Origin of the sequence: Microbulbifer celer (assembly GCF_020991125.1) — a bacterium.
GTDB lineage: Bacteria > Pseudomonadota > Gammaproteobacteria > Pseudomonadales > Cellvibrionaceae > Microbulbifer > Microbulbifer celer.
In genome coordinates this window covers 2,387,410-2,412,542 of sequence record NZ_CP087715.1, presented here as the reverse complement: position 1 = coordinate 2,412,542, position 25,133 = coordinate 2,387,410, and the positions used below count along the sequence as shown (strand labels likewise).

At 58.3% G+C, this 25,133-nt stretch carries 21 protein-coding genes; 12 read left to right on the top strand and 9 right to left on the bottom strand.

The annotated features are described in order from the left end of the window. Positions 1 to 56: 56 nt before the first annotated feature. The 4 genes from LPW13_RS10125 to miaB all read right to left on the bottom strand — a co-directional run bounded on the left by LPW13_RS10125 (position 57) and on the right by miaB (position 4,583). Positions 57 to 953, bottom strand: coding sequence for an HlyC/CorC family transporter (locus LPW13_RS10125; RefSeq protein ID WP_230435101.1), 897 nt, complete (start codon positions 951 to 953; stop codon positions 57 to 59). A gap of 8 nt (positions 954 to 961) precedes the next feature. Next, complete coding sequence (ybeY, locus tag LPW13_RS10120) at positions 962 to 1,537, bottom strand: rRNA maturation RNase YbeY (RefSeq protein WP_329957890.1); 576 nt, start codon at positions 1,535 to 1,537, stop codon at positions 962 to 964. A gap of 15 nt (positions 1,538 to 1,552) precedes the next feature. After that, the gene (locus LPW13_RS10115; RefSeq protein WP_230435100.1) at positions 1,553 to 2,614 is read right to left on the bottom strand and encodes a PhoH family protein; all 1,062 of its coding nucleotides are present in this window, start codon (positions 2,612 to 2,614) and stop codon (positions 1,553 to 1,555) included. A gap of 589 nt (positions 2,615 to 3,203) precedes the next feature. Continuing rightward, complete coding sequence (miaB, locus tag LPW13_RS10110) at positions 3,204 to 4,583, bottom strand: tRNA (N6-isopentenyl adenosine(37)-C2)-methylthiotransferase MiaB (RefSeq protein ID WP_230435099.1); 1,380 nt, start codon at positions 4,581 to 4,583, stop codon at positions 3,204 to 3,206. 234 nt (positions 4,584 to 4,817) lie between these two features. Between miaB and LPW13_RS10105 the strand changes: the two genes are divergently transcribed. From LPW13_RS10105 to LPW13_RS10095, 3 genes are all read left to right on the top strand, one after another. Beyond that, positions 4,818 to 5,150, top strand: a complete 333-nt coding sequence (locus LPW13_RS10105; RefSeq protein WP_230435097.1) for a DUF1820 family protein — start codon at positions 4,818 to 4,820, stop codon at positions 5,148 to 5,150. Between the two features lie 311 nt (positions 5,151 to 5,461). Further along, a complete protein-coding gene (locus tag LPW13_RS10100) occupies positions 5,462 to 6,838 on the top strand; it encodes an ABC transporter permease (RefSeq protein WP_230435096.1) in 1,377 nt (458 codons plus the stop codon). Further along, positions 6,835 to 7,620, top strand: coding sequence for a hypothetical protein (locus LPW13_RS10095; protein WP_230435094.1), 786 nt, complete (start codon positions 6,835 to 6,837; stop codon positions 7,618 to 7,620). Before LPW13_RS10100 ends, LPW13_RS10095 begins: the two co-directional genes overlap by 4 nt. On the opposite strand, the gene LPW13_RS10090 is transcribed toward LPW13_RS10095, so the two are convergent. Then, positions 7,617 to 8,057 (bottom strand): VOC family protein, encoded by a 441-nt coding sequence (locus LPW13_RS10090; RefSeq protein ID WP_230435092.1) that lies wholly within the window; start codon positions 8,055 to 8,057, stop codon positions 7,617 to 7,619. The genes LPW13_RS10095 and LPW13_RS10090 overlap by 4 nt on opposite strands. 130 nt (positions 8,058 to 8,187) lie before the next feature. On the opposite strand from LPW13_RS10090, the gene LPW13_RS10085 reads away from it, so the two are divergent. The 3 genes from LPW13_RS10085 (at position 8,188) to LPW13_RS10075 (ending at position 11,076) form a co-directional block, all read left to right on the top strand. After that, the gene (locus LPW13_RS10085) at positions 8,188 to 8,493 is read left to right on the top strand and encodes a putative quinol monooxygenase (RefSeq protein WP_230435090.1); all 306 of its coding nucleotides are present in this window, start codon (positions 8,188 to 8,190) and stop codon (positions 8,491 to 8,493) included. A 121-nt stretch (positions 8,494 to 8,614) separates the two neighbouring features. Further along, entirely contained in the window at positions 8,615 to 9,406 is a 792-nt protein-coding gene (locus LPW13_RS10080) for a UDP-2,3-diacylglucosamine diphosphatase (RefSeq protein WP_230435088.1), read from the top strand. Further along, positions 9,403 to 11,076 carry a lysophospholipid acyltransferase family protein gene (locus LPW13_RS10075; RefSeq protein WP_230435086.1) on the top strand — a complete coding sequence of 558 codons (1,674 nt, stop codon included), beginning with the start codon at positions 9,403 to 9,405 and terminating at the stop codon, positions 11,074 to 11,076. The genes LPW13_RS10080 and LPW13_RS10075 overlap by 4 nt, the downstream gene beginning before the upstream one ends. Before the next feature lie 25 nt (positions 11,077 to 11,101). On the opposite strand, the gene LPW13_RS10070 is transcribed toward LPW13_RS10075, so the two are convergent. Then, positions 11,102 to 11,767: a hypothetical protein gene (locus tag LPW13_RS10070; protein WP_230435084.1), complete on the bottom strand. Its 666-nt coding sequence runs from the start codon at positions 11,765 to 11,767 to the stop codon at positions 11,102 to 11,104. A 332-nt stretch (positions 11,768 to 12,099) separates the two neighbouring features. Between LPW13_RS10070 and LPW13_RS10065 the strand changes: the two genes are divergently transcribed. Both LPW13_RS10065 and LPW13_RS10060 read left to right on the top strand, forming a co-directional pair. Then, positions 12,100 to 13,581, top strand: coding sequence for an NfeD family protein (locus LPW13_RS10065; RefSeq protein ID WP_230435083.1), 1,482 nt, complete (start codon positions 12,100 to 12,102; stop codon positions 13,579 to 13,581). A gap of 25 nt (positions 13,582 to 13,606) precedes the next feature. After that, positions 13,607 to 14,377: a slipin family protein gene (locus LPW13_RS10060; RefSeq protein WP_230435081.1), complete on the top strand. Its 771-nt coding sequence runs from the start codon at positions 13,607 to 13,609 to the stop codon at positions 14,375 to 14,377. Between the two features lie 52 nt (positions 14,378 to 14,429). On the opposite strand, the gene pgi is transcribed toward LPW13_RS10060, so the two are convergent. The 3 genes from pgi to nhaC form a co-directional block, all read right to left on the bottom strand. Then, complete coding sequence (gene pgi, locus LPW13_RS10055; RefSeq protein WP_230435079.1) at positions 14,430 to 16,043, bottom strand: glucose-6-phosphate isomerase; 1,614 nt, start codon at positions 16,041 to 16,043, stop codon at positions 14,430 to 14,432. A 1,099-nt stretch (positions 16,044 to 17,142) separates the two neighbouring features. Then, on the bottom strand, positions 17,143 to 18,267 hold the full coding sequence (locus tag LPW13_RS10050) for a DUF3549 family protein (protein WP_230435077.1): 1,125 nt from the start codon (positions 18,265 to 18,267) through the stop codon (positions 17,143 to 17,145). Between the two features lie 88 nt (positions 18,268 to 18,355). Continuing rightward, a complete protein-coding gene (gene nhaC, locus LPW13_RS10045; protein ID WP_230435075.1) occupies positions 18,356 to 19,855 on the bottom strand; it encodes a Na+/H+ antiporter NhaC in 1,500 nt (499 codons plus the stop codon). Positions 19,856 to 20,239: 384 nt separating this feature from the next. Here nhaC and LPW13_RS10040 point away from each other — a divergent pair, with 384 nt between their 5' ends. The 4 genes from LPW13_RS10040 (at position 20,240) to LPW13_RS10025 (ending at position 25,097) form a co-directional block, all read left to right on the top strand. After that, complete coding sequence (locus tag LPW13_RS10040) at positions 20,240 to 21,415, top strand: 1-acyl-sn-glycerol-3-phosphate acyltransferase (RefSeq protein ID WP_230435073.1); 1,176 nt, start codon at positions 20,240 to 20,242, stop codon at positions 21,413 to 21,415. A gap of 112 nt (positions 21,416 to 21,527) precedes the next feature. After that, complete coding sequence (gene dinG / locus LPW13_RS10035) at positions 21,528 to 23,705, top strand: ATP-dependent DNA helicase DinG (RefSeq protein WP_230435071.1); 2,178 nt, start codon at positions 21,528 to 21,530, stop codon at positions 23,703 to 23,705. 87 nt (positions 23,706 to 23,792) lie between these two features. Beyond that, positions 23,793 to 24,125, top strand: coding sequence for a YqcC family protein (locus tag LPW13_RS10030; RefSeq protein ID WP_230435069.1), 333 nt, complete (start codon positions 23,793 to 23,795; stop codon positions 24,123 to 24,125). A gap of 300 nt (positions 24,126 to 24,425) precedes the next feature. Further along, positions 24,426 to 25,097, top strand: coding sequence for an ATP-dependent zinc protease family protein (locus tag LPW13_RS10025; protein ID WP_230435067.1), 672 nt, complete (start codon positions 24,426 to 24,428; stop codon positions 25,095 to 25,097). The last annotated feature ends 36 nt before the right edge of the window (positions 25,098 to 25,133 follow it).

Here is a 25,133-nt window from a genome sequence, read left to right as displayed (position 1 = left end):
ATCAGCGGCTCCCGGTACGGCGGCCTGTTCGCGGCATGCCGTACCGGATTCCAGGGTTAATCGTCGCCGTGCGCTCGATGACGTTCCCGGCTCACCCGCAACAGGTGAATCTGCCGGTTGTCTGCGTAAAGCACGCGGAACAGGAAATTACCCATCTGGGTTTTTTCATCGCGCCCCGGCAGGTGACCGAAGGACTGCATGATCAGACCACCAATGGTGTCGAATTCTTCATCGCTGAATTCGCACTCGAAATATTCATTGAATTCCTCGATGGGGGTAAGTGCTTTCACCACAAAGTCATTGTCGTTGACTTTGCGGATAAAGCTGTCGGCCTCTTCCTCATCGGTCTCGTCTTCGATCTCGCCGACGATCTCTTCGAGAATATCTTCAATGGTCACCACGCCGGAAACGCCACCGTACTCGTCGATGACGACGGCCATGTGATAGCGGTTCTCGCGGAATTCCCGCAGCAGAATATTGAGGCGTTTGCTCTCGGGAATGATATTGGCCGGGCGGATAATATCCTCAAGGCGGAACTCGTCGAGATCCTTCAGCATCAATGGCAGCAGGTCTTTGGCGAGCAGGATGCCGCGGATATCATCGATGCTCTCGCCCACTACCGGGAAGCGGGAGTGACCGGATTCGATTATCTTGGGCAGAAATTCCTTCGGATGGTCTTCAATGCTGACCACAACCATCTGCGAGCGCGGAATCATGATTTCCCGCACCTGTTGGCTGGATACATCCAGCGCCCCCTCGATGATGGACAGGGCTTCGGCGTCTACAACTTTGTTTTCCGCCGCGTCCTTGATGATTTCCAGCAGTTCATCGCGGGATTTGGGTTCTTGTGAAAAAGCACCCAGTATCTTCTCCAACCAGTTTTTCTCCCCCGTTCGGGGACGGTTGGAAGAGGAGCTACTTGGGGGTTCGTCGGTGGTCATAGATGTGGCCATACTCCGCGTTACTCGTCGGTTCCGTCTGAAATTCTGTCTACTTCGGCGCTTTGCGCCGGTTCTTGTTCGGGGGTGTGCTCGGTATAGGGGTCGTCGATACCCAGCTGCCCCAGAGTGCGGGTTTCGAGATTTTCCATGATCTCGGCCTCATCGTCCTCGATATGGTCATAACCCAGAAGATGCAGTGTGCCATGGACCATCATGTGTGCCCAGTGGTCCGCCAGTGCTTTGTGCTGCTGTTCCGCCTCCCGCGCCACTACCGGGGCACAGATTATCAGGTCACCGAGCAGGGGAAGCCCCAGCTCCGGCGGGATGTCGGCGGGAAAAGACAGCACGTTGGTGGGCTGGTGTCTGCCCCGGTACTGGCTGTTGAAGGCCTGGCTCTCTTCTTCATCGACGATGCGCAGGGAGATTTCAGCCTCGCTGCGGTGATCGCCCACAGCAGCAGCTGCCCACAGGGCGAGTTGTTCATCGGTAGGAAGCTCGGGCCGCGTGAAAGCCCGCTGCACATCCAGCGTGAGCCGGGGGGCAGCGGGTCCGGGCAGGGGGCCGTCCGGAGTGGCCGGTGTACGTGATTCGGTCATTGTCGGGCACGGCGGCTAAGCCGCGTCTTCTCCGCGGGATTTGAGCGCGGCCGCCTTGCGCGCTTCCCGCTCCGCTTCCACTTCCGCTTCGTGCACGTCATAAGCTTCTACGATGCGCTGGACCAGCGGGTGGCGCACCACGTCTTTGGCGCCGAAGTGGGTGAAGCTGATGCCGTTTACATGGCTCAACACCTCGATGGCGTGGCGCAGGCCGGAGGCCTGGCCGCGAGGCAAATCCACCTGGCTGGGGTCGCCGGTGATGACCGCGGTGGAGCCAAAGCCGATCCGCGTCAGGAACATTTTCATCTGCTCACGGGTGGTGTTCTGGCTCTCATCGAGAATCACGAACGCGTTGTTCAGGGTGCGACCGCGCATGTACGCGAGCGGCGCCACTTCAATCACGTTGCGCTCAATGAGCTTGCCCACGGTCTCGAAGCCGAGCATTTCATAGAGGGCGTCGTACAGCGGGCGCAGGTACGGGTCCACCTTCTGGCTGAGGTCGCCGGGCAGGAAGCCCAGTTTCTCGCCGGCCTCTACCGCCGGACGTACCAGCAGGATACGTTCTACCTCGTCTTTCAGCAGCGCTTCCACGGCGCAGGCGACGGCAAGGTAGGTTTTACCGGTACCGGCGGGGCCGATGCCGAAGTTGATGTCGTTGGTCTGCACTGCACGGACGTATTTGCGCTGGTTCAGACCGCGGGGGCGCACGGAACACTTTTTGGTACGGATCAGAACGACCTGGTCACCTTCGCCTTCTGCAATCTGCTGCTTGCCATTGACCAGCTCTTCCACATCAGACTGCTGCAGGGCGAGATGAATCTCGTCCGGAGTGAGGTCTTCTTTGGCTCCGGTTTCCCGGTAGAGGTTGTTCAGGATTTCGCCGGCTGCGCGGGCGGACTTTTCGTCGCCATAGAACGCAAACTGGTTGCCGCGGTTGCGGATCTCGATATCCAGTCGCTGTTCTATCTGGCGCAGGTGTTGATCAAATTGGCCACAGAGGTTGGCCAGGCGGCGGGCGTCGTTGGGCTCCAGGGTGATGCTGTGAGCGAGGGCTTGTGTTTCCAAATTGGTTTCCATGCACCTTTTGTCTGGGGGTTCAGTCTGTAGGTTATACCCATTTCCCTTGTAGGGGAAAGGTCGGTTTGTGACGATTGGGTTCTAACCGGTTCCGCGGCTTATAACACCGAAGTATGAAGGTTTGAAGATACGGCCTTCCAGCGCCCCAAATCCCACCCGTAGGAACCTGCTTGCAGGCGAATCCTGTGCGCCTTGTTGCAGGTTCTTATTGGAGCTTCGTAGCCGAATTGTGGCGGCTCTGCTACCGATAGTCCTTTGTGAGACACGAGCTAGGCGCCCCCCCGTGAACCCATTCATGGGGGCTCTTCCGCGAGGTCCCTCTCGCGGAAGGTCTCACAAAGGACTATCGGTATCAGCGCCTTAGCCTCGAGCTTGCTCCAATTACCGTCCCAAAGAGGTTGGGACCGCACTGCAGTCGAAGCTAAGGCGCTGCTGCCGGGATTCGTTTCCGGGACCGTACGCGGCCATGGATGGCCGCGTCCGAGCGCACAGGGATGTGCTTGTAGCGTGTCCCGGAAACGAATCCCGGCAGCAGGGCCGCCTAGATCTAGTTAACCGGGCGCCCGGAATTCGCAGTCTGGGCTCAAGGTTAATTCAACAGCCCATCCAGCTCAGAAGCCACCAAAGTGCCGCGCAGGGAGTTTGGCAGCGCTTCTTCAATCAGCACATCGGCAAACTTGCCGATCAGTTCCATCTGGTCGCAGCGGAAGTTGACCACCCGGTTGTTCTCAGTGCGGCCCTGCAACTGGCCGGGGTCTTTTTTGGAGACGCCGCTGACCAGAACACGCTCTACATTCCCTACCATGCGGCGCGCTATTTCGGCTGCCTGCTGGTTGATACGGTGCTGCAGCAGCTGCAGACGCTTCTTCTTCACCGCTTCCGGGGTCTCGTCCGGCAGGTCTGCCGCCGGCGTGCCCGGGCGCGCGGAATAAATGAAGCTGAAGGAGATATCAAAGCCCACGTCTTCGATCAGCTTCATGGTGGCCTCGAAGTCGCGCTCGGTCTCGCCGGGGAAGCCGATGATAAAGTCCGAAGACAGGCAGATGTCCGGTCGAATCGCCCGCAGGCGGCGGATTTTCGACTTGTACTCAAGGGCCGTGTGGCCGCGTTTCATCGCCATCAGGATACGGTCGGAACCGCTCTGGACCGGCAGGTGCAGGTGGTTCACCAGCTCCGGCACCTCGGCGTACACATCAATCAGGGCATCGGAGAACTCCACCGGGTGGGAGGTGGTGTAGCGAATGCGGTCAATCCCATCGATGGCTGCCACATAGGTGATCAGCTCGGCAAAATCCACTACCTGGCCATCTTCACCGTCTGCACGGTACGCGTTTACGTTTTGGCCCAGCAGGTTCACCTCGCGCACGCCCTGATCCGCCAGGTGGGCCACCTCTTCCAACACATCCGCTACCGGCCGGCTGACTTCCTCACCGCGGGTATAGGGCACCACACAGAAGGTGCAGTACTTGGAGCAGCCCTCCATAATGGAGACAAACGCGCTTACGCCGTCGGCTTCCGGCTGCGGCAGGCGGTCGAACTTCTCGATCTCGGGGAAAGAGACGTCCACCACGATGGCGCCACTTTTCTGCTTCTTGGTTTCCATCATCTCCGGCAGGCGGTGCAGGGTCTGCGGACCGAATACCAGGTCGACATAGGGCGCGCGCTTGGCGATGGCTTCGCCTTCCTGGCTCGCCACACAGCCGCCGACGCCGATCACCAGCTCGGGATTCTTTTCTTTCAGGTGCTTCCAGCGGCCCAGCTGGTGGAACAGTTTTTCCTGTGCTTTCTCACGGATAGAACAGGTGTTCACCAGCAGCACATCGGCATCTTCCGGGTCATCCGTGGGCACCATTTGGTGGGACTCGCCGAGAAGATCCCGCATGCGGGCGGAATCGTACTCGTTCATCTGGCAACCGTGGGTCTTGATGAAGAGCTTTTTCACCGGTTTTTCGGACAGTTCGGATGACATAGTGAACCTGAATATTAAAAAAGTGTGCTGATCAAAAACTGGTCAATTTTAAAGGTGGGGCATTATACCGGCCGACCGGGGGGCTGCATAGACGCCGACCTGCGAGAGTGCTACTCTTCCGCGCTTTTCGCGGCCTGGCCCGCGGTTTTCCCCCTATTCAGTGCCGTCAAGCACGAAGCAGGACACTAGTATTCACGGGGCATTGCGTTATCTGCCCCCCATCCAGAGAGATCTATGGCCAACCCGATCTACAAAGTGATTTTCCACAACCAGAATCAGGTGTACGAGCTCTACGCCCGCGCCATCTATCAAAGCGAGATGTATGGCTTTATTGAGGTGGAAGAGTTTGTGTTCGGTGAGAAGTCGCAGCTGGTAGTGGATCCGAGCGAAGAAAAGCTGAAAACCGAGTTTGATTCGGTCAAGCGTTCCTATATTCCCATGCACAGCATCGTCCGTATCGACGAGGTGGAGAAAGAGGGCACCGGTAAGATTGTCGAGGTCAAGGGCGACAAGGTGACCAAGTTTCCGTTTCCGTCTCCCATGGGGCAACCCAGAGATACGGACTGAGAGACTATCGGGTTTTCAGTGCAGACAGGAAACGGGCCTTCGGGCCCGTTTTTTTTGGCGCAAATATTGGGGGCACTGGATGTAACGTCATGGACATGACGTTGGCGCCTGTATTTGCCGTTCACTGCCATTTATCGCATCTGCGCCGGATGAGGGCCACAGGCCGCGCCCGGGGGCTATGCTGAAAGAGGGAATCTGTGCTGCGCGTTCATTGAACAAACGCTGCAGCCCCGTGCCTGGTAGCAGGGGGCAGGGCAAAATCAGCGCCGACCCGAAACCTAAAATGTAGTGGATGTTTTTAGGTACACGTCATGACCTCAATACCGGCAACCAAAAGTGCCATCTCGGCCCTCAAGATTGAACAGCGCGTGGAACGCGATGTGAAAGCGGGCATCCCCGAAGTTGATCGCCGCAACCACACCGAAAGCGAAGAGAGCATGCGCTCCTACGTGGCGCGGGAGATTATCGGCCGCGTGCACGAGAACCGTCAGTCCGAGCTTGACGCAGAAGTGCAATCGCGCAGTGAGGTGGAGATTCGCCAGCTGCATCAGCAGATCCGCAATACGGAATCCCTGATTGAGAAAAAGCTCGGTGGACTCGTGGCCGGGTTGGTCAGCAGTCTGAAGCGCAATGCCCGGGACCTGTCCGCGGTGCGAATGGATCTGGAAATATTCAAGCATCGCAACGAGCTGACCCGGGAGGCGGTCTACCGCGAGTCGCGAATCCTGCATTACTCGGTCATTTTCTTTATCGTCATTTTAGAGACCCTGCTGAACGCTTTCTTCCTGTCCAAGGGCAGCGAGCTGGGGCTGGTGGGTGGGTTCTTCCAGTCTTTTATCATTTCACTGGTCAACCTCGGCTTCGCTGCGTTTATAGCGTTTGCGCTGCGAAACTGCCTGCATATCGATTATCTGCGCAAGGCCGGGGCTGCCCTGCTTCTGATTGCGGTTATTGGGGCCGCGGCAACCTTTGTGTTCGGTGTGGGGCATTACCGAGAGGCGCTGGAACAGGATCCTTTCACCGCATCACAGATGGCGATCGCCAGCTTGTTGGCAGAACCGCTGGGGATACGCGATTTCAATTCCTGGATCATGGTGATCGTCAGTGGCATCGCCCTGATTCTGCTCGCGGCCAAGTTCTTTCTCGTGGATGATCGCTATCCCGGCTATACCGCCATCACCCGCCGCGTGCGTGGCTTGGAAGACGCCTGGAGTGAAGGGTACGAACAGGCCGTCGAGTCGATCAATACAGCGGCGGAAGAACTGCAACAGGAACTGGCAGAAAAAGAGAAAGCGATACGTGCGCAGTTTATCCAGTTCAAGGCGAGTATCGAGCGCAGCGACGAGATTCATCGTCATTATCGAGAAGATATCGTCAAGGCTCAGGGATTGCTGGATGAATTGATTCGCTATTATCAGTCCTACTCGGCGCGGATGATGAATCGACGCGCCGCCTATTTTGGCGAGCTTCTGCGTTTCGAGCTGGACAAGTTGCCACAACTCAATACCGCGGGTCTTGAGCAGCACAGGCGGGATCTGTCCGAGTTTGAGGCGCTGTTGGAAGCGTTGGATCAGGCCTATGCGGCGGCCACGGAAACCATCAATGCGCGCTGTGAGTCCGCGCAGGCATCGCTTACGGCGCTGGTAGACAAGCTGGAAATCGAGCACGGTCTGCGGAGGGCGGGATGAGGTCAGGGACCCGTCGTCTCTCGGCTGAGGATCGCAAGGGCGTAATCATTTTTGCCGCCGGCAGTGTGATCCTGCTGGCGCTGGTGGTATTTGCGATGGTTGTGCTGCGCGCGCCGGAGAGGGATTACAACCGGGTGACCCTGTGCAATGACAACCTGCCCCGCGCCGAGCAGCATCTCGTTGTGGTCGACGCGTCCGATACCCTGTCTCCCCACCAGCGCCAATTCCTGCGTGCCCATCTCTCCGGCCTGCTGGACGCAGCGGCAGTGAATGACCGTTTTTCCATTTTCGTGCTGGACGAGCGTTATCACGGCTTGTCGGACCCGGTGGTGGACCTGTGCAAACCGCCCTCGGGGGAAGACGTCAATGCGCTGACGGCGAATCGACACTTCGTGCAGTCACTGTACCGCGAGCGATTTGAGCAGCCTCTGGATCGGGCCATCGCCGCGGCGGTGGCCGCCGGGGAGCAGCCGGTGTCGCCGATCTTTGAGGCGCTGTCAGATCTGGCGGCACTCAACCGGATCGATCCGGCGGCGCAGAATGTACGCCTGACTATCGTCAGTGACATGATCCAGAACTCCCGCGCCGGCTCCGTCTTCAAACGCGGCGCCGCCGCCATCGATCAGTTACCCCTGATTGATCTGCGGCGGGCCAGCACCCGTGTTTACTGGCTGGATCGGGAGAAGTACCAGCAGTACCAGACTGCCGACCTTGAGCACAGCTGGCAGGAATATCTGGGCAGTGTTTCCCGCTTTGAGCAGATCCAGCGGGTGCGGGATTAGCTCTGGTGATCGCCGGTGCTGCTGAAGGTCTGCCCGGAAATCGCCGGATGGTAGATGGGCTGCACCGTGTTGCCTGCGGGATCCAGGCAGTAAAAGCTCCTGGCGCCATCCTGGTGGTCGTGGGGGGCACTGACCATCGGTACTTCTGCTGAGCGCAGATAGTGGTACCACTGATCCAGCTCTTCTGCGCTGTCCACCACAAACCCGAAATGATCCAGCGTTCCTCCTTCCGCTTTCTCCGCGCCCTGTAGATCTCGCGATAGCGACAGGTTGTCGTTACCCAGGGTGAGGTACACCAGATTGTGATGGGGGCGGAACAGTACCTCCATACCCAGCAGGTCGGTATAAAACCGTTCACAGGCCTCCAGATCATTGACCCGAAATGCGATATGGCGCATTCCGTTCAGTGGGCGCTTGGGGCGTTCGGGGACTGACATGATCTCTCCATAGTCGGTACAGTTTATCTTGAATATTGTATACAATAACTGTGTGCAATGTCGACCTGTCACGCCAGTGTGAAGCTCGACATAGAGCACCACAAGCTGGATGACAAATGGAGGGGAAACTGTGTTCTGTATTTTTATCAAGGTGACGTTGAAGCCCGGGTGTAAAGACGCGTATCTGAAGGTGATTCGTCAGAATGCCGCTGCTTCTGTAGAAAACGAGCCAGGCTGCCATCGTTTCGACGTGCTGGAGGATCGGGAAAGCGAAAGTCTGGTGTATCTGTACGAGATATATGCCAGCTCCGAAGCGTTGCAGGCACACAAGGAAACGGCGCACTACCGCAAGGACCGCCCGCTGATCAATGAACTGATCGCGGAGCAGGAGGTGATCCGCGCAAATGTACTTCAATCGGTCCCCAGGGTGGGATAAGAGGTCGCCAAGGCGTAGGGCTCAGCTGTCTGAAGCCTGTGCAATATAACCTTCAACAAATGGCCGCCAGTTTGTAAGAAAACTCAAGCAAAGTTTCACAAACCAACGATGGGACTTGCCAATGAGTAATCGATATCGCGCACTGTGGATCTCCGATGTACACCTGGGCAGCCGGGACAGCGAGCCGCAGCGGCTGGCGGACTTTCTCGCCCAGAACACTGCCGACACGGTCTATCTGGTCGGCGATATCTTCGATATGAAGGCCCTCTCCCAGGGAAAGGGCAGTTGGTGTCACGCGTCCAGCCTGTTGCTCGGCATGCTGTCTGAAATCAGCAGCCGTACGCCGGAAGTCATTTATGTTCCGGGCAATCACGATGCCCCCATGCGCAGCTGGGCTGGTAAACGCCTCGGCAATATCCGTGTGGAGCGGGAGTGGACCCATACCACCGCCGATGGCAAGCGCTACTGGGTCACCCATGGCGATCAGTTCGAGCACCACATCCAGATCAATCCCGTCAGTTACCACATCGGCGACCAGAGCTATTACCTGATGCTGCGCGTTAATCGCTGGATCAATTATTGGCGCAGCCGTTTTGATATGCCCTGGTGGTCCCTCGCCAACCACGTGAAAAATCGCGTGAATGCCGCGCGCAAGATGATGAACAAATTTGAAGATGTCGCCATCAATGAAACCGGCCGTCGCGGTTTCGATGGTGTGATCTGTGGGCATATTCACCGGGCGGGTATCCGCCATAGTGGCGCAGGAGAGCAATCGGTTACTTACGCCAATTGTGGGGATTGGGTTGACTCTATGACCGCTGTAGTAGAAGAGAAAAGTGGTGCACTGGATATTCTGCACTGGCACCGCACACCCAAGATCGCTCGTATCATGACGGAGGCGGTAGCGGCATGATACAGCTGGAAAACCTGTTACAGAGTAACTCCTGGTATAGCGCCGCGCCGAAAAGCCCGACCCGTCGGCTGGTTTCGGCGACGATGAAGAAAATCTGCTGCGAACAACAACTGCAGCAATTTGGCCGGGACTTCCCGCACCTTGGTGGCCTGGACTTTATTCGCCAGGTATTCCGCTCGTTCGATTTTCATTACGACATCAACCCGGCGGAGCTGGAACGCATTCCCGAATCAGGGCCTCTGGTGATCGTTTCCAATCACCCGCTTGGCAGTCTGGACGGGCTGGCGCTGATTGATCTGGTTGCGCGGGTGCGCAAGGACGTGAAAGCGGTAGCGAGCCAGTTACTCTGGAACATCGAGCCGCTGCGCGGTTACCTGTTGCCGGTGGACAATTTCAACGGCCGTACCCGCCGTGAAGATGTGGAAGGTATCTATGCGCACCTGAATAAAGGTGCTGCCATTATTGTTTTTCCTGCGGGAGAGGTTTCCAGGCTGACTCCGCAGGGCGTGCGCGACGGACGCTGGAATCCGGGCTTTATCCGCTTTGCGGATAAAGCTTCGGCGCCGATATTGCCGATACAGGTACGCGGCCGCAATTCGCTCTGGTGGTACGGCCTGTCAATGGTCAATAAGCCCTTGTCCACCCTGTGGCTGGTGCGCGAAATGTTCAAGCAGGTACATCGCGGCATTGATATCCGTATCGGCACACCGGTTTCACCGGAACACTTCCGCAGTTGGCCCATGGCGCCCCGCGCCCAGGCCAAGCTGTGGAAAAAGCAGGTTTACCGCCTGCACAAGGGGCCCAGTGGCCTGGCGCCGGAGCCGATCGCGGGGGCAGAACCGGTCGCCGACGTTGCGGCCGTGTTGGCTGGCTGTGAAACCCTCGTCGCGCAGGGGGGATTTGAAGTGAAACTCTACCGACAGCAGGCGGATTGCCCGGTGATGCGCGAACTGTCACGATTGCGTGAGATCGCCTTTCGCGCCGTAGGAGAAGGGACCGGCAATAGCCGCGACTGGGATGCCTTCGATGCCTACTACGATCACCTGTTACTGTGGGATCGTGCGCGGCAGCAGGTGGCAGGCGCTTATCGTCTGGTGAGCACTAACGGGCTCGCTGCAGACAAAATCTACAGCGCCACCCTGTTCAACTATTCCGGTTCACCGGAAGAGTGTCTGCCGCACTCCGCGGAGCTGGGCCGCAGTTTTCTGTTGCCGGAATACTGGCGTAGCCGGGGCCTGGATCTGCTGTGGTGTGGTATCGGCCAGTGGATTCAGCGCAACAATTGCCGCTACCTGTTTGGCCCGGTATCCATGCCCGGTAATTTCTCTCGCCGCGCCAAATCCGCCATTGTGCGCTATTTCCTGCATCACTTCTCTACCCAGACTCCCATGGGTAATGCGCGCCTCCCGTTTGTCGAAGAGCGGAGTGATCTGCCGTCACTCAACGGCGACGCTTATGAGGACATGCTGCAGTTGAAAGCGATATTGAAAGAAGAGGGGGTAGTGTTGCCACCGCTTTTCAAGAAGTACACCGCGGTCACAGTCCCGGGCGGAACCAGCTTTCACGCGTTCAATATCGATCCGGATTTCTGCGATTCCGTGGACGGCCTAGTGGTGGTGGACCTGAAAAAGATGGATCCAAAATTCGCCCGACGCTACCTGGCGAGCTGATTTCACGATAGATAATGGGCCGGTTTCAGGGAATGCCGTACTTTTCTGCAAGCCGGTCGATATCTTCCTGTGTTCTGCGGCGCTCGCTGCAGTTGATATTGAATCGTTGCGTCACGTTGGTTTCATTGCCTGCCGGTAACAGTTTCTTAAACTCCCAGCATTTATTGCCTCGCTGAATGAACACGCCGTTTTCAGTTGCCTGGTTAGTATCGCGGGTTTCAAACTTTTGCACCCTATTGCGCGCTTTCTGAAGTTGCTGTGACAGCCTGGGGTCGAAAACCGTCGAGCGGGATTTGGCGCCGTCCGAGTGGCTGGCTGAATTCCCGGGAGGCTCTGTCAGGTTCTGCGATTTCTTTTCGGGTACACCCGCGGGCTCTGGCCGGAGCGCAGGTTGTTGTTTCCGGGAGGTCGGTTTGGATTCTGGAATGGCCTGCTTGGGAAGCGGGGCTGGTGGCGTTTCGGGGCCTGTCGCCCCTGGATCGGGCGATACTGGATTCGATGTAGCCGGACGCGACTGCTTTGCAGGCTCTTCGGCCTCGGGGGTAGGTCGCTCCAGTGAGCCGGGCATATTGCGGTCGTGTGATTCGAACGAGAGCTTTATCCGCAGTGGATCCGGCCTTGATGGTGTTGCTGAATAGAATTGAACCGGGACAAACAGCGCGACACCGTGCAGGCACAGCGCAACCCCCAACGCGACAACCGTTCGCCGACTCTGCCCCCGGTGGTATTGGGGGGGTACAAAATATGTGGCGGGATATGACACGATTGGTTACTGCGATCCGTCTGCTGCGATGATATTTTCGGTGCTGATTGCGGAATTGATTAAGTGACTCGTAGCGGTATTCCATCCAATGGATTGGATGTCCCGCAACTGAGGGAGTTCCGTATAAGTAGAATTTGTCGGTATAAAGCGCGAATTCGGTCGACGCAGGGACGACAGTGGGCGCCTGATTCCCTCCATCTCCTGGCCAGTCTGTTACGCTCATATTTCCATTCTCCCGCTTCCGCCCCCGGAATAATCCTATGATCAAGCGGTTGTCGAAAGGCGTTGCCTTCTGGTTGCTGCTGCTGGTAGCGCAGTCTCTTTCACTGTCGCTGTCGCTGTCGCTGGCGGCGCAGGAGTCCGACCTCGATACCGATGAGCCACATATTGCGGAGCTTTCCATATCCGGTGCCATCGGGCCGGCCACTACCGATTACCTGGTGCGTACCAGCGACGAGGCGAGAGAGAAAGGCGCTCAACTCATCATTGTGCGCCTCGATACGCCGGGCGGCCTCGATGCGGCGACACGAGACATCATCCAGCACATTCTCGCCTCTGATATCCCCTACATTACTTACGTCACGCCCGCCGGTGCTCGTGCCGCCAGTGCCGGTACTTATATTCTCTACGCAAGTCATATTGCCGCGATGACACCATCCACCACCCTCGGCGCCGCCACACCGGTGCAGATGGGGGGCATGCCCGGGCAGGATCCTCAGGGAGATGCACCCGGTGAAAGGCCCGAACAGCGCAAACCCAAGCCAGAAAAAATGGAAGGTGATACGGGCGAAGACGGAAAGCAGGGGGAGAGTGAGGGTGCCGATGGCACTGAATCCACCCCGCCGCCCAAATCCACCATGGAGCGCAAGGTCATCAACGACTCGGTCGCCTATATCCGCGGCCTGGCCAACCGCCGTGGACGCAATGCGGATTGGGCGGAGAAAGCGGTGCGCGAGGCAGCCACACTGACCGCAACCGAGGCGCAGCAAGAGAATGTGATCGATATTGTCGCCGAGAACCGGACTGACCTGCTGCAGCAGGTGGGCGACAGGGAAGTAGCAATGGCATCCGGCACACGCAAGATCGACCCGGCAACCACCAGGTTACCGGTGGTGGAATACAGCCCGGACTGGCGCAACGAGCTGCTGGCAATCATTACCAATCCGCAAGTGGCTTATATCCTGCTGTTGATCGGTATCTACGGGCTTATTTTTGAAGGTTACAGCCCCGGCGCCATGGTGCCGGGGATCGTGGGGGTGATCAGTCTCCTGTTGGCACTCTATGCGCTACAGGTTTTGCCCATCAATTACGCCGGCCTGGCATTGATCGTAGTGGGGGCGTTGCTGATTGCGGCGGAATTTTTTGTCCCCAGCTTTGGCGCGCTGGGGATTGGCGGGGTGATCGCATTGATTATTGGTTCGGTGATGCTGATCGATAGCGATGTACCGGGTATGCAGGTCTCAAAAGGTTTGATTGGTGCGATTGCCGGCATCAGTGGTCTCGCGTTGATGGGGCTGCTCTACGCCGTGGGACGCAGTCTGCGCAAACCGAAGGTGGCGAGCAATAAAGCCATGGTCGGGCGCACTGGCGTGGTAGCGGAGGTGACACCAACACTGTTGGTGAAAATCGATGGTGAAATCTGGATGGCTCACAGCGGTAGTGATTTGAGCATGGGGCAGATGGTACAGGTAACGGCGGAGCAGGGGTTGCGGTTGGAAGTGAAACCCGTGCAGCCGGAATAAAAATTGAATTTCAGGGAGCATGTTTATGGTCAGCTATTTTTTCACCCTGCTGGGGCTGGCAGTTGTTCTGCTGGTGATGTACGCGATCCGGGTGCTGCGGGAATACGAGCGCGCGGTGGTATTTTTTCTGGGACGTTTTCAGTCGGTGAAGGGGCCGGGTCTAATCATTATTATTCCGGTGATCCAGACCATGGAGCGGGTGGATCTTCGCACGGTGGTGATGGATGTGCCGACGCAGGATGTGATCAGTCGCGATAACGTTTCGGTGAAGGTGAATGCGGTGGTTTACTACCGGGTGATCGATCCGCAGTCGGCGATTATCAATGTGGAGCATTATGATGAGGCGGTGAGCCAGCTTTCACAGACGACGTTGCGGTCGGTGCTGGGTAAGCATGAGTTGGATGAGATGCTTTCCGAGCGGGATAAGTTGAATGTGGATATCCAGAAGATTCTGGATGAACAGACGGATGCCTGGGGCGTGAAGGTGACCAATGTAGAGATCAAACATATCGATCTCGACGAGAGTATGATCCGGGCCATTGCCAAGCAGGCAGAGGCGGAGCGTTCGCGGCGGGCGAAGGTGATCCACGCCGATGGTGAAGCGCAGGCGGCGGTGAAACTCACCGAGGCGGCTAGGGAGCTGTCGAAGAACTCCAATGCGATTACCCTGCGGTATATGCAGACGTTGATCGATATTGCCGGCGAGCAGAATTCCACGATAGTGTTCCCGCTGCCGATGGATCTGATCAACCCTCTGTTGGAGCAGCAGGTTAAGAAAAGCCCTGGTGCTTCGTAGATAGTTTTTGCCGCCACCCAGCTACCTGAGCGGCGGCCACTGAGCAAAAAAGTTACTTCAATAGCATCTTCAGCAGATTGGCCGTAGACCCATCCCAGTCCGCAGGAATATCTCCCTCGATGGCATCGTGCACAGCATTGCCCAGCACTTTACCCAGTTCCACACCCCACTGATCAAACGGATTGATATCCAGCAGCGTGCCGAAGGTAAATACCTTGTGCTCGTACAGCGCCAGCAGACTGCCCAGGTGGAACGGATCCAGCTTCTCGGCGATCAGGGTATTGCTCGGGCGGTTACCCGGAATCACCTTGTGCGGCGCCAGGTGGTGTACTTCTTTATGGGTGTGCCCGGAAGCCTCCAGCTCCTGGCGCGCCTCCGCAAGGGACTTGCCCTGGAGCAGCGCCTGACTCTGGCTCAGGCAGCAGGCCAGCAGCCACCGGTGCTGCTCTTTCAGCTCGGAAGTGGGTTCCTTGATCGCCACAAAGTCGGCGGGAATCATATCCGTGCCCTGGTGCAGCAACTGGTGGAACGAGTGCTGGCCGTTGCTGCCCTCGGCACCCCAGATCACACTACCGCTTGGGTAGGTAAGCGGTTGCGCATCGCGGGTAACGCGCTTGCCCAGGCTCTCCATATCCAGCTGTTGCAGCCACGCCGGGAACTTGGCCAGGCGCTGTGCGTAAGGAAGAACCGCAAGGCTGCCGGCGCCCCAGGTCTGGCGATACCAGAAGTGGATCAGCGCCATCAGTACCGGCAGGTTCTGCTCAAACGGCGCTTCTGCAAAGTGCGTATCCATGGCGTTGGCACCGGCAAGCAGCTCGCTGTACGCCTCGAATCCGCAGGCCAGGGCAATGGGCAGGCCAATGGCGGACCACAGGGAATAGCGACCGCCCACCCAGTCCCACATCGGGAAAATATTCTGCGCGGCGATTCCGAAATCCAGTGCGGCAGTGATGTTGCTGCTCACGGCGACAAAATGCTTTTCCAACTCCGACTCTTTGCAGCCTGCATCCATCACCCATTGACGGGCCGAGAGCGCGTTCTGACGGGTTTCCAGCGTGGAGAAGGACTTGGAAGCGACGATGAACAGGGTCTCGTCAGCGGGCAGTGCAGCGATGGTATCGCTCAGGTCAGCGCCGTCGATGTTGGCCACGAAGTGTACATCCAGCGCTTCCTGGTGCCAGGGGCGCAGGGCTTCACACACCATACGCGGGCCCAGGTCGGATCCGCCGATACCGATATTGACCACATGGCGGATGGCCTTGCCGCTGAAACCGGTCCATTCGCCGCTGAGCACGCGCTCTACAAACGCTTTCATCTGCGCGCGGCACTCGGCCACCGCCTGTTCGTGCTCTGTCGTGGGTTCTCCCTGGAAACGCAGAGCGGTGTGCAGGGCAGGGCGATGCTCGGTGTTATTGATGTTGGTGCCGGAAAGCAGATCGTTGATGGACTGCTTCAGATTCGCAGTTTCCGCATATTCGAGCAGCAGTGCCAGGGTGTCTTCCCGCAGCAGGTTCTTGCTGTAATCCAGATAGAGGCCCGCCGCCGATGCGCTGAATTGTTGCGCGCGTTCGGGAGATTCTGCGAACAGTTCACGCAGCGACCAGTGGTGTTGCTTCTGGTGCTGTTGGAGTTTGGCAATAGCTGCTGTGAGTGGGAGTGCGTCCATGAGTATGTATAGCCGTTCTTGTAGTAAATTTACAGGCGCAAATATTAACCACAAATGACGCATACGGCCAGCAGATCATGTGGCTCGATCACGGGATGCCGGTGTTTTCTACAGGAAGTTTATCCGTCAACAGGAAGTGGCGGTCGTTGACCGGGCATGGTGTTATGACAGTGTGAAGATATGAATACGGCATCGGGTATGCAGTTTCAATTGTAACGGATTCGGATGTGATACCTGTCGGCAGGCAGAGGGAGGAAAGAGTAGAAACGGAGAAAACGTGTAATACGTAAAAAGCGAGAAATTACTGCGAGTTACCGTTGGGCAAGTTTCAGCGGTTTGTTGTGCGAGGTTGGTCGAACCGGGGTGGCCAGAACGAAATGCCGCTCAGAAAGAGCGGCATCTCGCATGTCCTGTTATGAATGTGGTTATTTAACCACCTTCATGCAGCGCACGTTATCGGATGCCATCCAGCAATCCGCGTCCGCAGGACAGGCCATGGAAGTCGGAATCTGCTCTGAGCCCGGAGGGCAGGCGGCCGGCATCGGAGCCGGCGCACAGCAACCTGCGAGGACCAGTGCACAAATAATTCCGGTTAAGTACTTTGCTGGAGTGAAATTCATCCCCTAACTCCTTTCCGTTGATGTCAGTCAATAGCATAGACAATAAAACGTCACCTGTTTGGTGTGCTTTGTAAAAATCTTTTCTACAAACATACCGCCCAATGGAGTGTAATAGGCGCGCGGTTAAAATAGCCGCCAAGGGGCAATTGGGGATAAAACAGCCGCCACTTTGTCACAGGAAAAAGTCTGTATACGTAGCGTCTGGCGCCATTTCAGGATTTTTTTGAGTTTGTATTGGGCGGGCTGTTACTTCAGTAAAGTGAGAAAAAATTTTTTTTCTTGCCGGGGAATAAATTTCTGGCGGGTCAAGCGACGTTTCGTGTGATGCGCAAACAGTACGGGGCGTAAAATTTTTCAACCGAGGGCAAAATCCGGGTTGAATTGTGCGGCTAATTTTTGCTCATCGGCGATGGGGGAGTCTCCGGCAGGGCAGGGTACCTGCCGGAACGGAATAAAAGGGCAGGCAAATGATATCCAGATTACTGCCCGCTGGGTTGTAAAAACTCGCCAAATGCCCGGGCGATGGCCTCTGATCGTTCCGGGTTACGCAGGGTTTCCAGGAGTACATTGCGCAGCTGTGGCAGGAACAGGAGATCTGTCAGCAGCAGGTTGAAAGTTTGTTGAGGCTGACTTTCACTGAGGTTCTGTAACCACAGTTCAGCCAGTTCGGGAATCAGCAGGTCGTCGCAACAGCGGCTGCCGATTGCAGCCAGCACCTCGCCGTTGGCGGCCGCGGGAGACTCCAGCAGCTTCAGCAGAAAGTCCTGCCGCAGGTGGGCCTCGGTACTGTGAGAGATGCCCCGGACGATCGCCGTCAACAGGGCAAGGTCTGCAGGCGCCAGTGACTCCCGGTCGCCCGGTGCGGCATCAATATTTGTTAGTACGGTATCAGCACGCCGGATCAGCGCTCTGGTGAGCGTGCCGTCAACCGGCTCGCCTTCCAGGCACTGGCACAGGCTGATGAGAAACGGTGCGGGGTATTCACCGGTGTGTTTCACCAGGGTGGGTTTTACCTCCTGCCAGCGCACTGCCAGGTCGGCGATGCCCTGTAATGCCAGGTGTTGCCAGGCGGTGTGGTCGGGTTGTTCTGCGAATTTTTGCGCCGCGGGCCAGTGGCTGCTGGGCGGGTGTTTGAGGCGCTGGGCCGCTTTTGCGTGGAATACTGCGCGACGCTCGTCCGGCGGCGTATACGTCAGTCCGCTGTCGTCCAGTGCGCGCTGCAGGCGCGCCGCCGGATCTGAATTCTGCTGGTCGGTGGCACCGGCGATGGGCTTGAGGGCGTCATCCAGTTGTCGCAGGAAGCGGTCGCGGACGGGTAACAGGAGTTTGCCCTGTTCGTCCAATGGCAGGCGCAGGAACCATGCCACGGGTGCTCCATCCGTGTCGGCCTTCGGCCACAGTAACAGTCCGCACCAGGCGTGACGCAGGTAAGGGTGCGGCCAGGGTGTTTCGCCGGCTTCAAACTGTTCGGCGGTTTCGGTATGGATCTCGCGCACCCGGCGGCCGAGATCAAACCAGCGCAGCCGGAAGTTGGCAGCGGCAATCAACCCGGACAGTGTTGTGGGGGCGGGGTTTGAAGGCGTGTCGTTACTTTGCTTGCTCACGGTGCTCGCTCACGGTCATACCGGGGTGTTGGCAGGGAGCGCCGGGCGCTCCCTGTTGTGTTCAGGATGTGGATGAGAAGGTAGAAGGTTATTGCGCGGGAGCCTCTTCCGCTACCGGCAATACGTCCTGTTTGCCCAGCGGCATCTGCTTGAAGTGCAGCCAGCCGTAGGCAATGGCCAGCAGCGGGCACAGCAAATTGAACAGCGCGAAGGGCGCATACGTGAAGGTGGCAATACCGAGGGTCGCGCTCATGTAGGCGCCGCAGGTATTCCAGGGGATCAGCACCGAAGTGATGGTGCCGGAGTCTTCCAGTGTGCGAGACAGGTTCAGCCCGTGCAGGCCTTTGTCTTCGAACGCCTCGCGGAACATGCGCCCGGGAATGATGATGGCCATATATTGGTCGCCGGCCGCGGCATTCATGCCAAAGCAGGTGAATACGGTAGTGGTCACCAGGCCACCGACGGTCTTCACGCCAGACAGTGCCCAGTTGACGATACGATCCAGGAAGCCGGCGCGCTCCATCACCCCGCCGAAAGCCATCGCCGAGATGATCAGCCAGATGGTGTTGAGCATACTGCTCATTCCGCCCTTGGACAGGAGGGAAGCTACCGCTTCATTGCTGGAGGTGGATTTGTAACCATCGAACAGCGCGTGCCAGGCACCTTTCACCAGGCTCAGTGGGCCTTCACCGCCGGCAAGCTGGCGGGTGGCATTGGGCTCGAAGAGTATCGCAATCACGCAGCCCACCAGTGCGCCAATCATCAGCGTCGGGTAGGCGGGGACCTTTTTCCACGCCATGGCGAGCAGCAGCACCAGCGGCAGCAGGCTCACAATGGAAATATGGAACTCGTCCCGCAGGGCGGAAAGCAGTTGTTGGATGTCGCTGGCGGATGCGTGGCCGGTTTTGCTGGTGAGGCCGATGATGGAAAAAATGATCAGTGCGATGACAAATGCGGGAATGGTGGTCCACAGCATATGGCGGATATGCAGGAACAGGTCGTTGGAGGTAACCGCAGCTGCGACGTTGGTGGTATCGGACAGCGGCGACATCTTGTCACCGAAGTAGGCGCCGGAGATGACCGCACCGGCAGTGATAGCCGGATTCAGGCCCAATGCACCGGCGATGCCCATGAGGGCCACGCCCAGGGTGCCGGCGGTGGTCCAGCTGGAGCCGATACTGAGGCCCACCACCGCGCAAATGATACAGCTGGCGGCGTAGAACCACTGGGGCGACAGGATCTGTACGCCGTAATAGATCATTGATGGTACCGTGCCAGCGAGGATCCAGCTGCCGATCAGGGAACCCACCGCCAGCAGGATCAGGATGGCACCGAAGACCAGGCCAATGCCGTGCAGCATCCCGCTTTCCATCTGACTCCAGCTGAAACCGTTTTTCATCCCCATCAGGGCGGCTACGCCGGCACAGAGCAGCAGCGCGATCTGGTTGGGGCCGTAGGACGAGTCTGCGCCGTAGAAGAAGACAGAGAGCGAGAGCAGGGCAATCAGGATCAGGAGAGGGATGAGGGCATCCAGGAGGCTGGGTGTGTGGTGTTCAGTATCAGGTTGACTGGACGCGGTCTGGCTCAAAGCGTTCTCCTGCTTTTCTTGGCGGCGGTGCCGGGGTGACCGGGCGCCTGGAAACGTTGTTATCGTTCTGATGCGGGCGGATAGGCCCGGTAGACGCCCAATCGTTAGCGGGCGGCAAAGCGGTCTATTTTCCGGGCAGCCCAGACAGATGTCTATAGCGATGGCTCGCACTTTGCTAATCGGCACCGTGTTCGGTTGGAATCGCGGTGGCGATCTGTGCTCCACTTCCGGCTTCGCAAGCGGCGAATACTGGCAGTTCGCGGCTGCATCCGGTATGTTCTGCGCCGGTTTTTGTTCGGGGTGTTCGCCCCGGGCCAAAATAAGAACGAGCCAGTGCGCAGCCGCGTTAGTTGGCGCGCCGATGTTGGCAGGTAAATGAGCTCCATGAGTAAAGAGAAATTGGATCCCAGTCAGTTTGATGATATCCGCCCCTACCGGGATGATGAGGTGCGTCCGGTCCTGCGCCGCCTGGTGGAAGACCCGGAGATGTCCCGCATTGTGGCGCATTTCCTGCTGCCCGGTGCTGCGAGCAAACTTGAGCGCCCGCTGGCCTGGCTGGTGCGTCAGTTCGTGCGTTTTGAATTCCGCAAGGCGAAAGACGTGCGCGGGGTGCAGGATGTCATCGCCAAATATACGGAACGCGTAGTCAATCGTACCAGCTGCGGCCTGACCATCTCCGGACTGGATACCCTGCCCAAGGATCGCGCCTGCCTGTTCGTCGCCAATCACCGGGATATCGCCATGGATCCTGCGTTGGCGATCCTCTCAATGTACAAAGAGGGTCACGAAACCTCCCGCATCGCCATCGGCGACAACCTGCTGTCCAAGCAATTCGCCACCGACATCATGAAGCTGAACAAGTGCTTCGTGGTCAAACGCAGCTCCGGCAGCCGCCGGGAAAAGCTGAATGCGGCGATCACCCTTTCCCGCTACATCCACCATTCCATTGTCAATGACAACGAGCACGTGTGGATTGCCCAGCGCGCCGGTCGTGCGAAGGACGGCCTGGATCGCACGAATCCGGCACTGGCGGCGATGTTTGCGATGGCGAAACCGAAGGAGCAGCCGTTTGCGGACTTCTGGCGGGAGCTGCACATCGTACCGTTGTCGATTTCCTATGAGTGGGATCCGTGTGACCGCTACAAGGCCCGGGAACTGTATATCACCGAGCATCAGGACGAGTACGAAAAACAGGCACACGAGGATCTGGCGAGCATCGGCAAGGGGGTGGTGGGCCAGAAGGGCCACGTGCATGCGGCCTTTGGTACGCCGATTGAGGGGGATTTCTCCGATGTGGGCGCGCTGGCGGACGAGATTGATCGCCAGATTATCAGCGACTATGTCCTGCACCCCACCAACCTGATCGCTTATCAGATGATTTATGGCGAGGCACCGGCGCTGCCAGTGGGCTATCCGGCCAAGCCCTGGCACCCGGATGAGCACCAGGAAATTCGTGAGAAGTTCGAACAGCGCATGGCCGCCATCGACGAGCGCTGGCGGGACAAGGCCATCCGTGCCTACGCCAATCCGGTGGTCTCCCGGCTGGCGTTTGAGCAGTAAAACGAATACTCAATGCTTTGACGCCACTGAGCGATGAAAATTGGCTATACCCTGACCAAGCGTGGATAATGCCCGGCTGATTTAACTCTTCTTGCAATTCAGCCGGTTCCCAGTGCTCAGCGACAAAGACAAAGAATCCATTCAAGGCGCCTATCGTCAGTTTCTCAACGGCCGCGAGCTCAAAGCCCGCTATGGCCAGAAGCTGATGATTGCCGCCATCGCCCGCGGTCTCGGCGGCATTGAGCGCAATGGCGCCGGTGAGCGCGATCACGGCAAAACCGATGGCGAGCATATCTGTGTGGTGGAGGCGGGCACCGGTACCGGTAAAACGGTGTCCTATCTGCTGGCCGCCATTCCCCTCGCAATCTCCCACGGCAAGACCCTGGTCGTCTCCACCGCCACCGTCGCCCTGCAGGAACAGATCATCTACAAGGACCTGCCCGAACTGATCCGCCACAGCGGGCTCAAGTTTGATGTCAGCCTCGCCAAGGGGCGCGGCCGCTACCTGTGTCTGTCCAAGCTCGACCAGCTGCTCACCGAGCTGACTTCCAGCGGCGTGGGCACCTCCCTGGCACTTTACGAAGACGAAAAACCCCAGGTGGACGAGGTTGGCATCAAGCTGTATCGGGAAATGGCCGACCAACTGGCCACCGGCAGCTGGGACGGTGACCGCGACAACTGGAAAGACACCATTGAACCCGAAGACTGGAGCCGGGTGACTACCGACCACCGCCAGTGCAGTGGCCGCCGCTGTCCGCACGTTTCCAGCTGCAGCTTCTTTCGCGCCCGCGAGCGCCTAGGCAAGAGCCAGGTGATTGTCGCCAATCACGACCTGCTGTTGGCGGACCTCGCCCTCGGTGGCGGTGCGATCCTGCCAGCACCGGAAGAGTCCATCTATGTGCTGGACGAAGCGCACCATCTGCCGGACAAAGCGCTGAACCACTTTGCCCAGCACAGCCGGGTTGGGGCCACCACCAACTGGCTGGATCAGGCCAACAAGAACCTCGGCCAGCTGTTGAGTGAAATCGGTGATGGCGGCGAGCTGGATCGCGCCGGTGAAGACCTGCCCGGGCTGTTCACCAGCGCTAAACAGAAACTGGAAATGGCCTGGCCATTACTGGAAGACCTGTGCGACTTTGACCAGGACCGCGCTCGTTCCGGCAAGGAGAACGGCGGGCAGGGCTACGGGGGACAAAGCAGTCGACACCGCTTTGAAGGTGGAGAGGTCCCCGAGTCGTTGATGCAACTCGCGGAGCAACTGCGTGAAGATTTTGACGAACTGGAAGCGCTGCTTGGCAAAATGGTGCAATCGGCGCAGCGGATGATGGAAGATGCCCACAGCCCCGTCCCGGTGGTGGATCTGGAGCGCTGGTATCCGATTCTGGGCGGCTGGCACGGTCGCGCCGAAGCCAATCTTGAACTGTGGGCCAACTACTCCCGTGTTGATACCGGATCAGTGCCCCACGCCCGCTGGGTGACCCTGGTGGACTGGGGTGGCTCGTTTGATTTTGAAGTGTGCAGCTCTCCCATCCTTGCCGGCAAGACGCTCGAGTACGGCCTGTGGCGCCGCTGTTACGGCGCTGTCCTCACCTCTGCCACACTGACGGCGTTGGGGCGTTTCGACCGGCTCAAGATGCGCGCGGGCACGCCCGACAACGCCAGCTACGAAGTGGTCCCCAGTCCGTTCGATTTTTCCCGCGCGACGTTGCGGGTACCGAAGGATGCCGTGGAAGCCAACAACGCCGATCTGCACACCAGTGCCGTGATCGACGCACTGCCGGAAATATTGGATGGCGTCGACGGCGGTGCACTGGTGCTGTTTGCCTCTCGCCGGCAGATGGAAACCGTGTACGAATCCCTGCCCGGTACCTGGCGCAACCGGATTCTGATGCAGGGGCAGCAGTCCCGGCAGCAGTTGCTCGACAGCCATCGCCACAGTGTCGATAACGGCGGGCGCAGCGTGTTGTTCGGGCTCGCCAGTTTTGCCGAGGGGCTCGACCTGCCCGGTGATTACTGCCAGCACGTCGTTATCGCCAAGTTGCCGTTCGCGGTGCCGGATGACCCCATCGAGGCCGCACTGGCGGAGTGGATCGAAGTGAAGGGCGGCAATCCGTTTATGCAGATTACCGTACCCGACGCAGCGCTCAAACTGGTTCAGGCCTGCGGGCGCCTGCTGCGTACCGAGTCCGATACCGGCACCATAACGCTGCTGGATCGGCGTATTGTCACCAAGCGCTACGGCAGGGCGATGCTCGACTCCCTGCCGCCATTTCGCCGTGAGATCGGATAAGCGCAGCCCGGCTGCGGGCCGTCATCATATACCGGGCGCGCCCGGATTCTCTGTAACGTATTCTGGAAACTGAACTAAATTGCCATCATGAAGTCGATCTATCCCGAAATCGCCACCCTGTTGCTGGAGCTCGAAGGAGAGTTGCGTCGTCTCGGGGAGTGGCAGGCTGAACCGCCCTCTGCGGAAGCCCTGGCCAGCACCCAGCCGTTTTGCGTAGACACGCTCAGCCTGCCGCAGTGGCTGCAATTTGTTTTTCTGCCGCGTATGCGCCAGCTGGTGGAGTCCGAGCTGCCGTTGCCTGCCAAATGTGGCATCGCACCCATGGCGGAAGAGTTTTTCCGCGGCAGCGATTTGCCGGCGCAGGGATTGGTCAGTAAGTTACTCGCGATCGATGAATGTCTGGAGCGGGGGTACTACTGAAGAACGCGAAGTTCGTCTCCCTGTTGATTGTGGTGGCGCTTGAATGATTGTGACCGGTTGGTAGTATGCAGTCTCTCTAGCGGTCACCCCTGAAGGGGAGAGCCGCTCGAGGTTTCTTTCGCAGGTAGTCCATACTGCCGTCGTAGAATGGATGGTGCAGGCCGGATAAGGTAGTATCCGGCCTTTGTTTTTGGGGCCGAAGGACTGGCCTGCGTCGTGATACCGCCTGAATTTAACCCGATAAACATCGCACAGGGCTGGCGAGTCGGCCCTAAGGTAGTCATAAGAACAATGCGGTTTTTGCCTTTAGTATCCCTGTTGCTGATCACCCAGTGGCTGACCGGCTGCGAGCTTTTTTCGCGCCCTGCGTCACAATCCCCCGCGACGACCGAGCCCGAGACACCGGTGGAGGCGACAGACCCGAGCCAGTGCCCGCCGATAGAGACGGTGGTCTGCGCCGAGCCGGAAGTCAAAGTGGTAGAACGGGTGATTGAGCGCAACTATGAAAAAGTGGTTGAAGTACCGGTTGCGAAAGATCGTATGGTGCTCGGCTCGGAAGAGTCCGTTACCGTTGAGCCCGGCGGCCTCACCCTGCGCGCCCTGATTGACACTGGTGCGGCCACCAGTTCGCTCAGCGTACTGGAAATGGTGCCCTTCGAGCGCGATGGTAACCAGTGGGTCCGCTTCCAGCTCTCTGCGGGAGAAGAGGCCAAACCCGTAAAGATTGAGTTACCCATCAAGCGCCATGTGCGTGTGTCGCGCCCGGGCTTTGATCGTCAACGCCGCCCGGTGGTGGATATGAGCCTTACGGTGGGCGAAGTGACCCATATGGTGGAGGTCAACTTGATTCAGCGGGACGAGTTTGAATTTCCGCTGCTGGTAGGGCGCAATTTCCTCAAAGACGCCGCGGTGGTGGATGTCAGCCGCAAAGGCGTACAGGGCAAACCACAGCTTCCTTCGTTCAGTAAATAAATGCCTTTACGGGCAAGTTCCGGAAAACGGGACTGT

Coding starts and splice junctions, on each gene's coding strand:
- LPW13_RS10125 (WP_230435101.1), bottom strand. CDS start 953: ATGGCCACATCTATGACCACCGACGAACCCCCAAGTAGCTCCTCTTCC.
- ybeY (WP_329957890.1), bottom strand. CDS start 1,537: ATGACCGAATCACGTACACCGGCCACTCCGGACGGCCCCCTGCCCGGA.
- LPW13_RS10115 (WP_230435100.1), bottom strand. CDS start 2,614: ATGGAAACCAATTTGGAAACACAAGCCCTCGCTCACAGCATCACCCTG.
- miaB (WP_230435099.1), bottom strand. CDS start 4,583: ATGTCATCCGAACTGTCCGAAAAACCGGTGAAAAAGCTCTTCATCAAG.
- LPW13_RS10105 (WP_230435097.1), top strand. CDS start 4,818: ATGGCCAACCCGATCTACAAAGTGATTTTCCACAACCAGAATCAGGTG.
- LPW13_RS10100 (WP_230435096.1), top strand. CDS start 5,462: ATGACCTCAATACCGGCAACCAAAAGTGCCATCTCGGCCCTCAAGATT.
- LPW13_RS10095 (WP_230435094.1), top strand. CDS start 6,835: ATGAGGTCAGGGACCCGTCGTCTCTCGGCTGAGGATCGCAAGGGCGTA.
- LPW13_RS10090 (WP_230435092.1), bottom strand. CDS start 8,057: ATGTCAGTCCCCGAACGCCCCAAGCGCCCACTGAACGGAATGCGCCAT.
- LPW13_RS10080 (WP_230435088.1), top strand. CDS start 8,615: ATGAGTAATCGATATCGCGCACTGTGGATCTCCGATGTACACCTGGGC.
- LPW13_RS10075 (WP_230435086.1), top strand. CDS start 9,403: ATGATACAGCTGGAAAACCTGTTACAGAGTAACTCCTGGTATAGCGCC.
- LPW13_RS10065 (WP_230435083.1), top strand. CDS start 12,100: ATGATCAAGCGGTTGTCGAAAGGCGTTGCCTTCTGGTTGCTGCTGCTG.
- LPW13_RS10060 (WP_230435081.1), top strand. CDS start 13,607: ATGGTCAGCTATTTTTTCACCCTGCTGGGGCTGGCAGTTGTTCTGCTG.
- pgi (WP_230435079.1), bottom strand. CDS start 16,043: ATGGACGCACTCCCACTCACAGCAGCTATTGCCAAACTCCAACAGCAC.
- LPW13_RS10040 (WP_230435073.1), top strand. CDS start 20,240: ATGAGTAAAGAGAAATTGGATCCCAGTCAGTTTGATGATATCCGCCCC.
- LPW13_RS10030 (WP_230435069.1), top strand. CDS start 23,793: ATGAAGTCGATCTATCCCGAAATCGCCACCCTGTTGCTGGAGCTCGAA.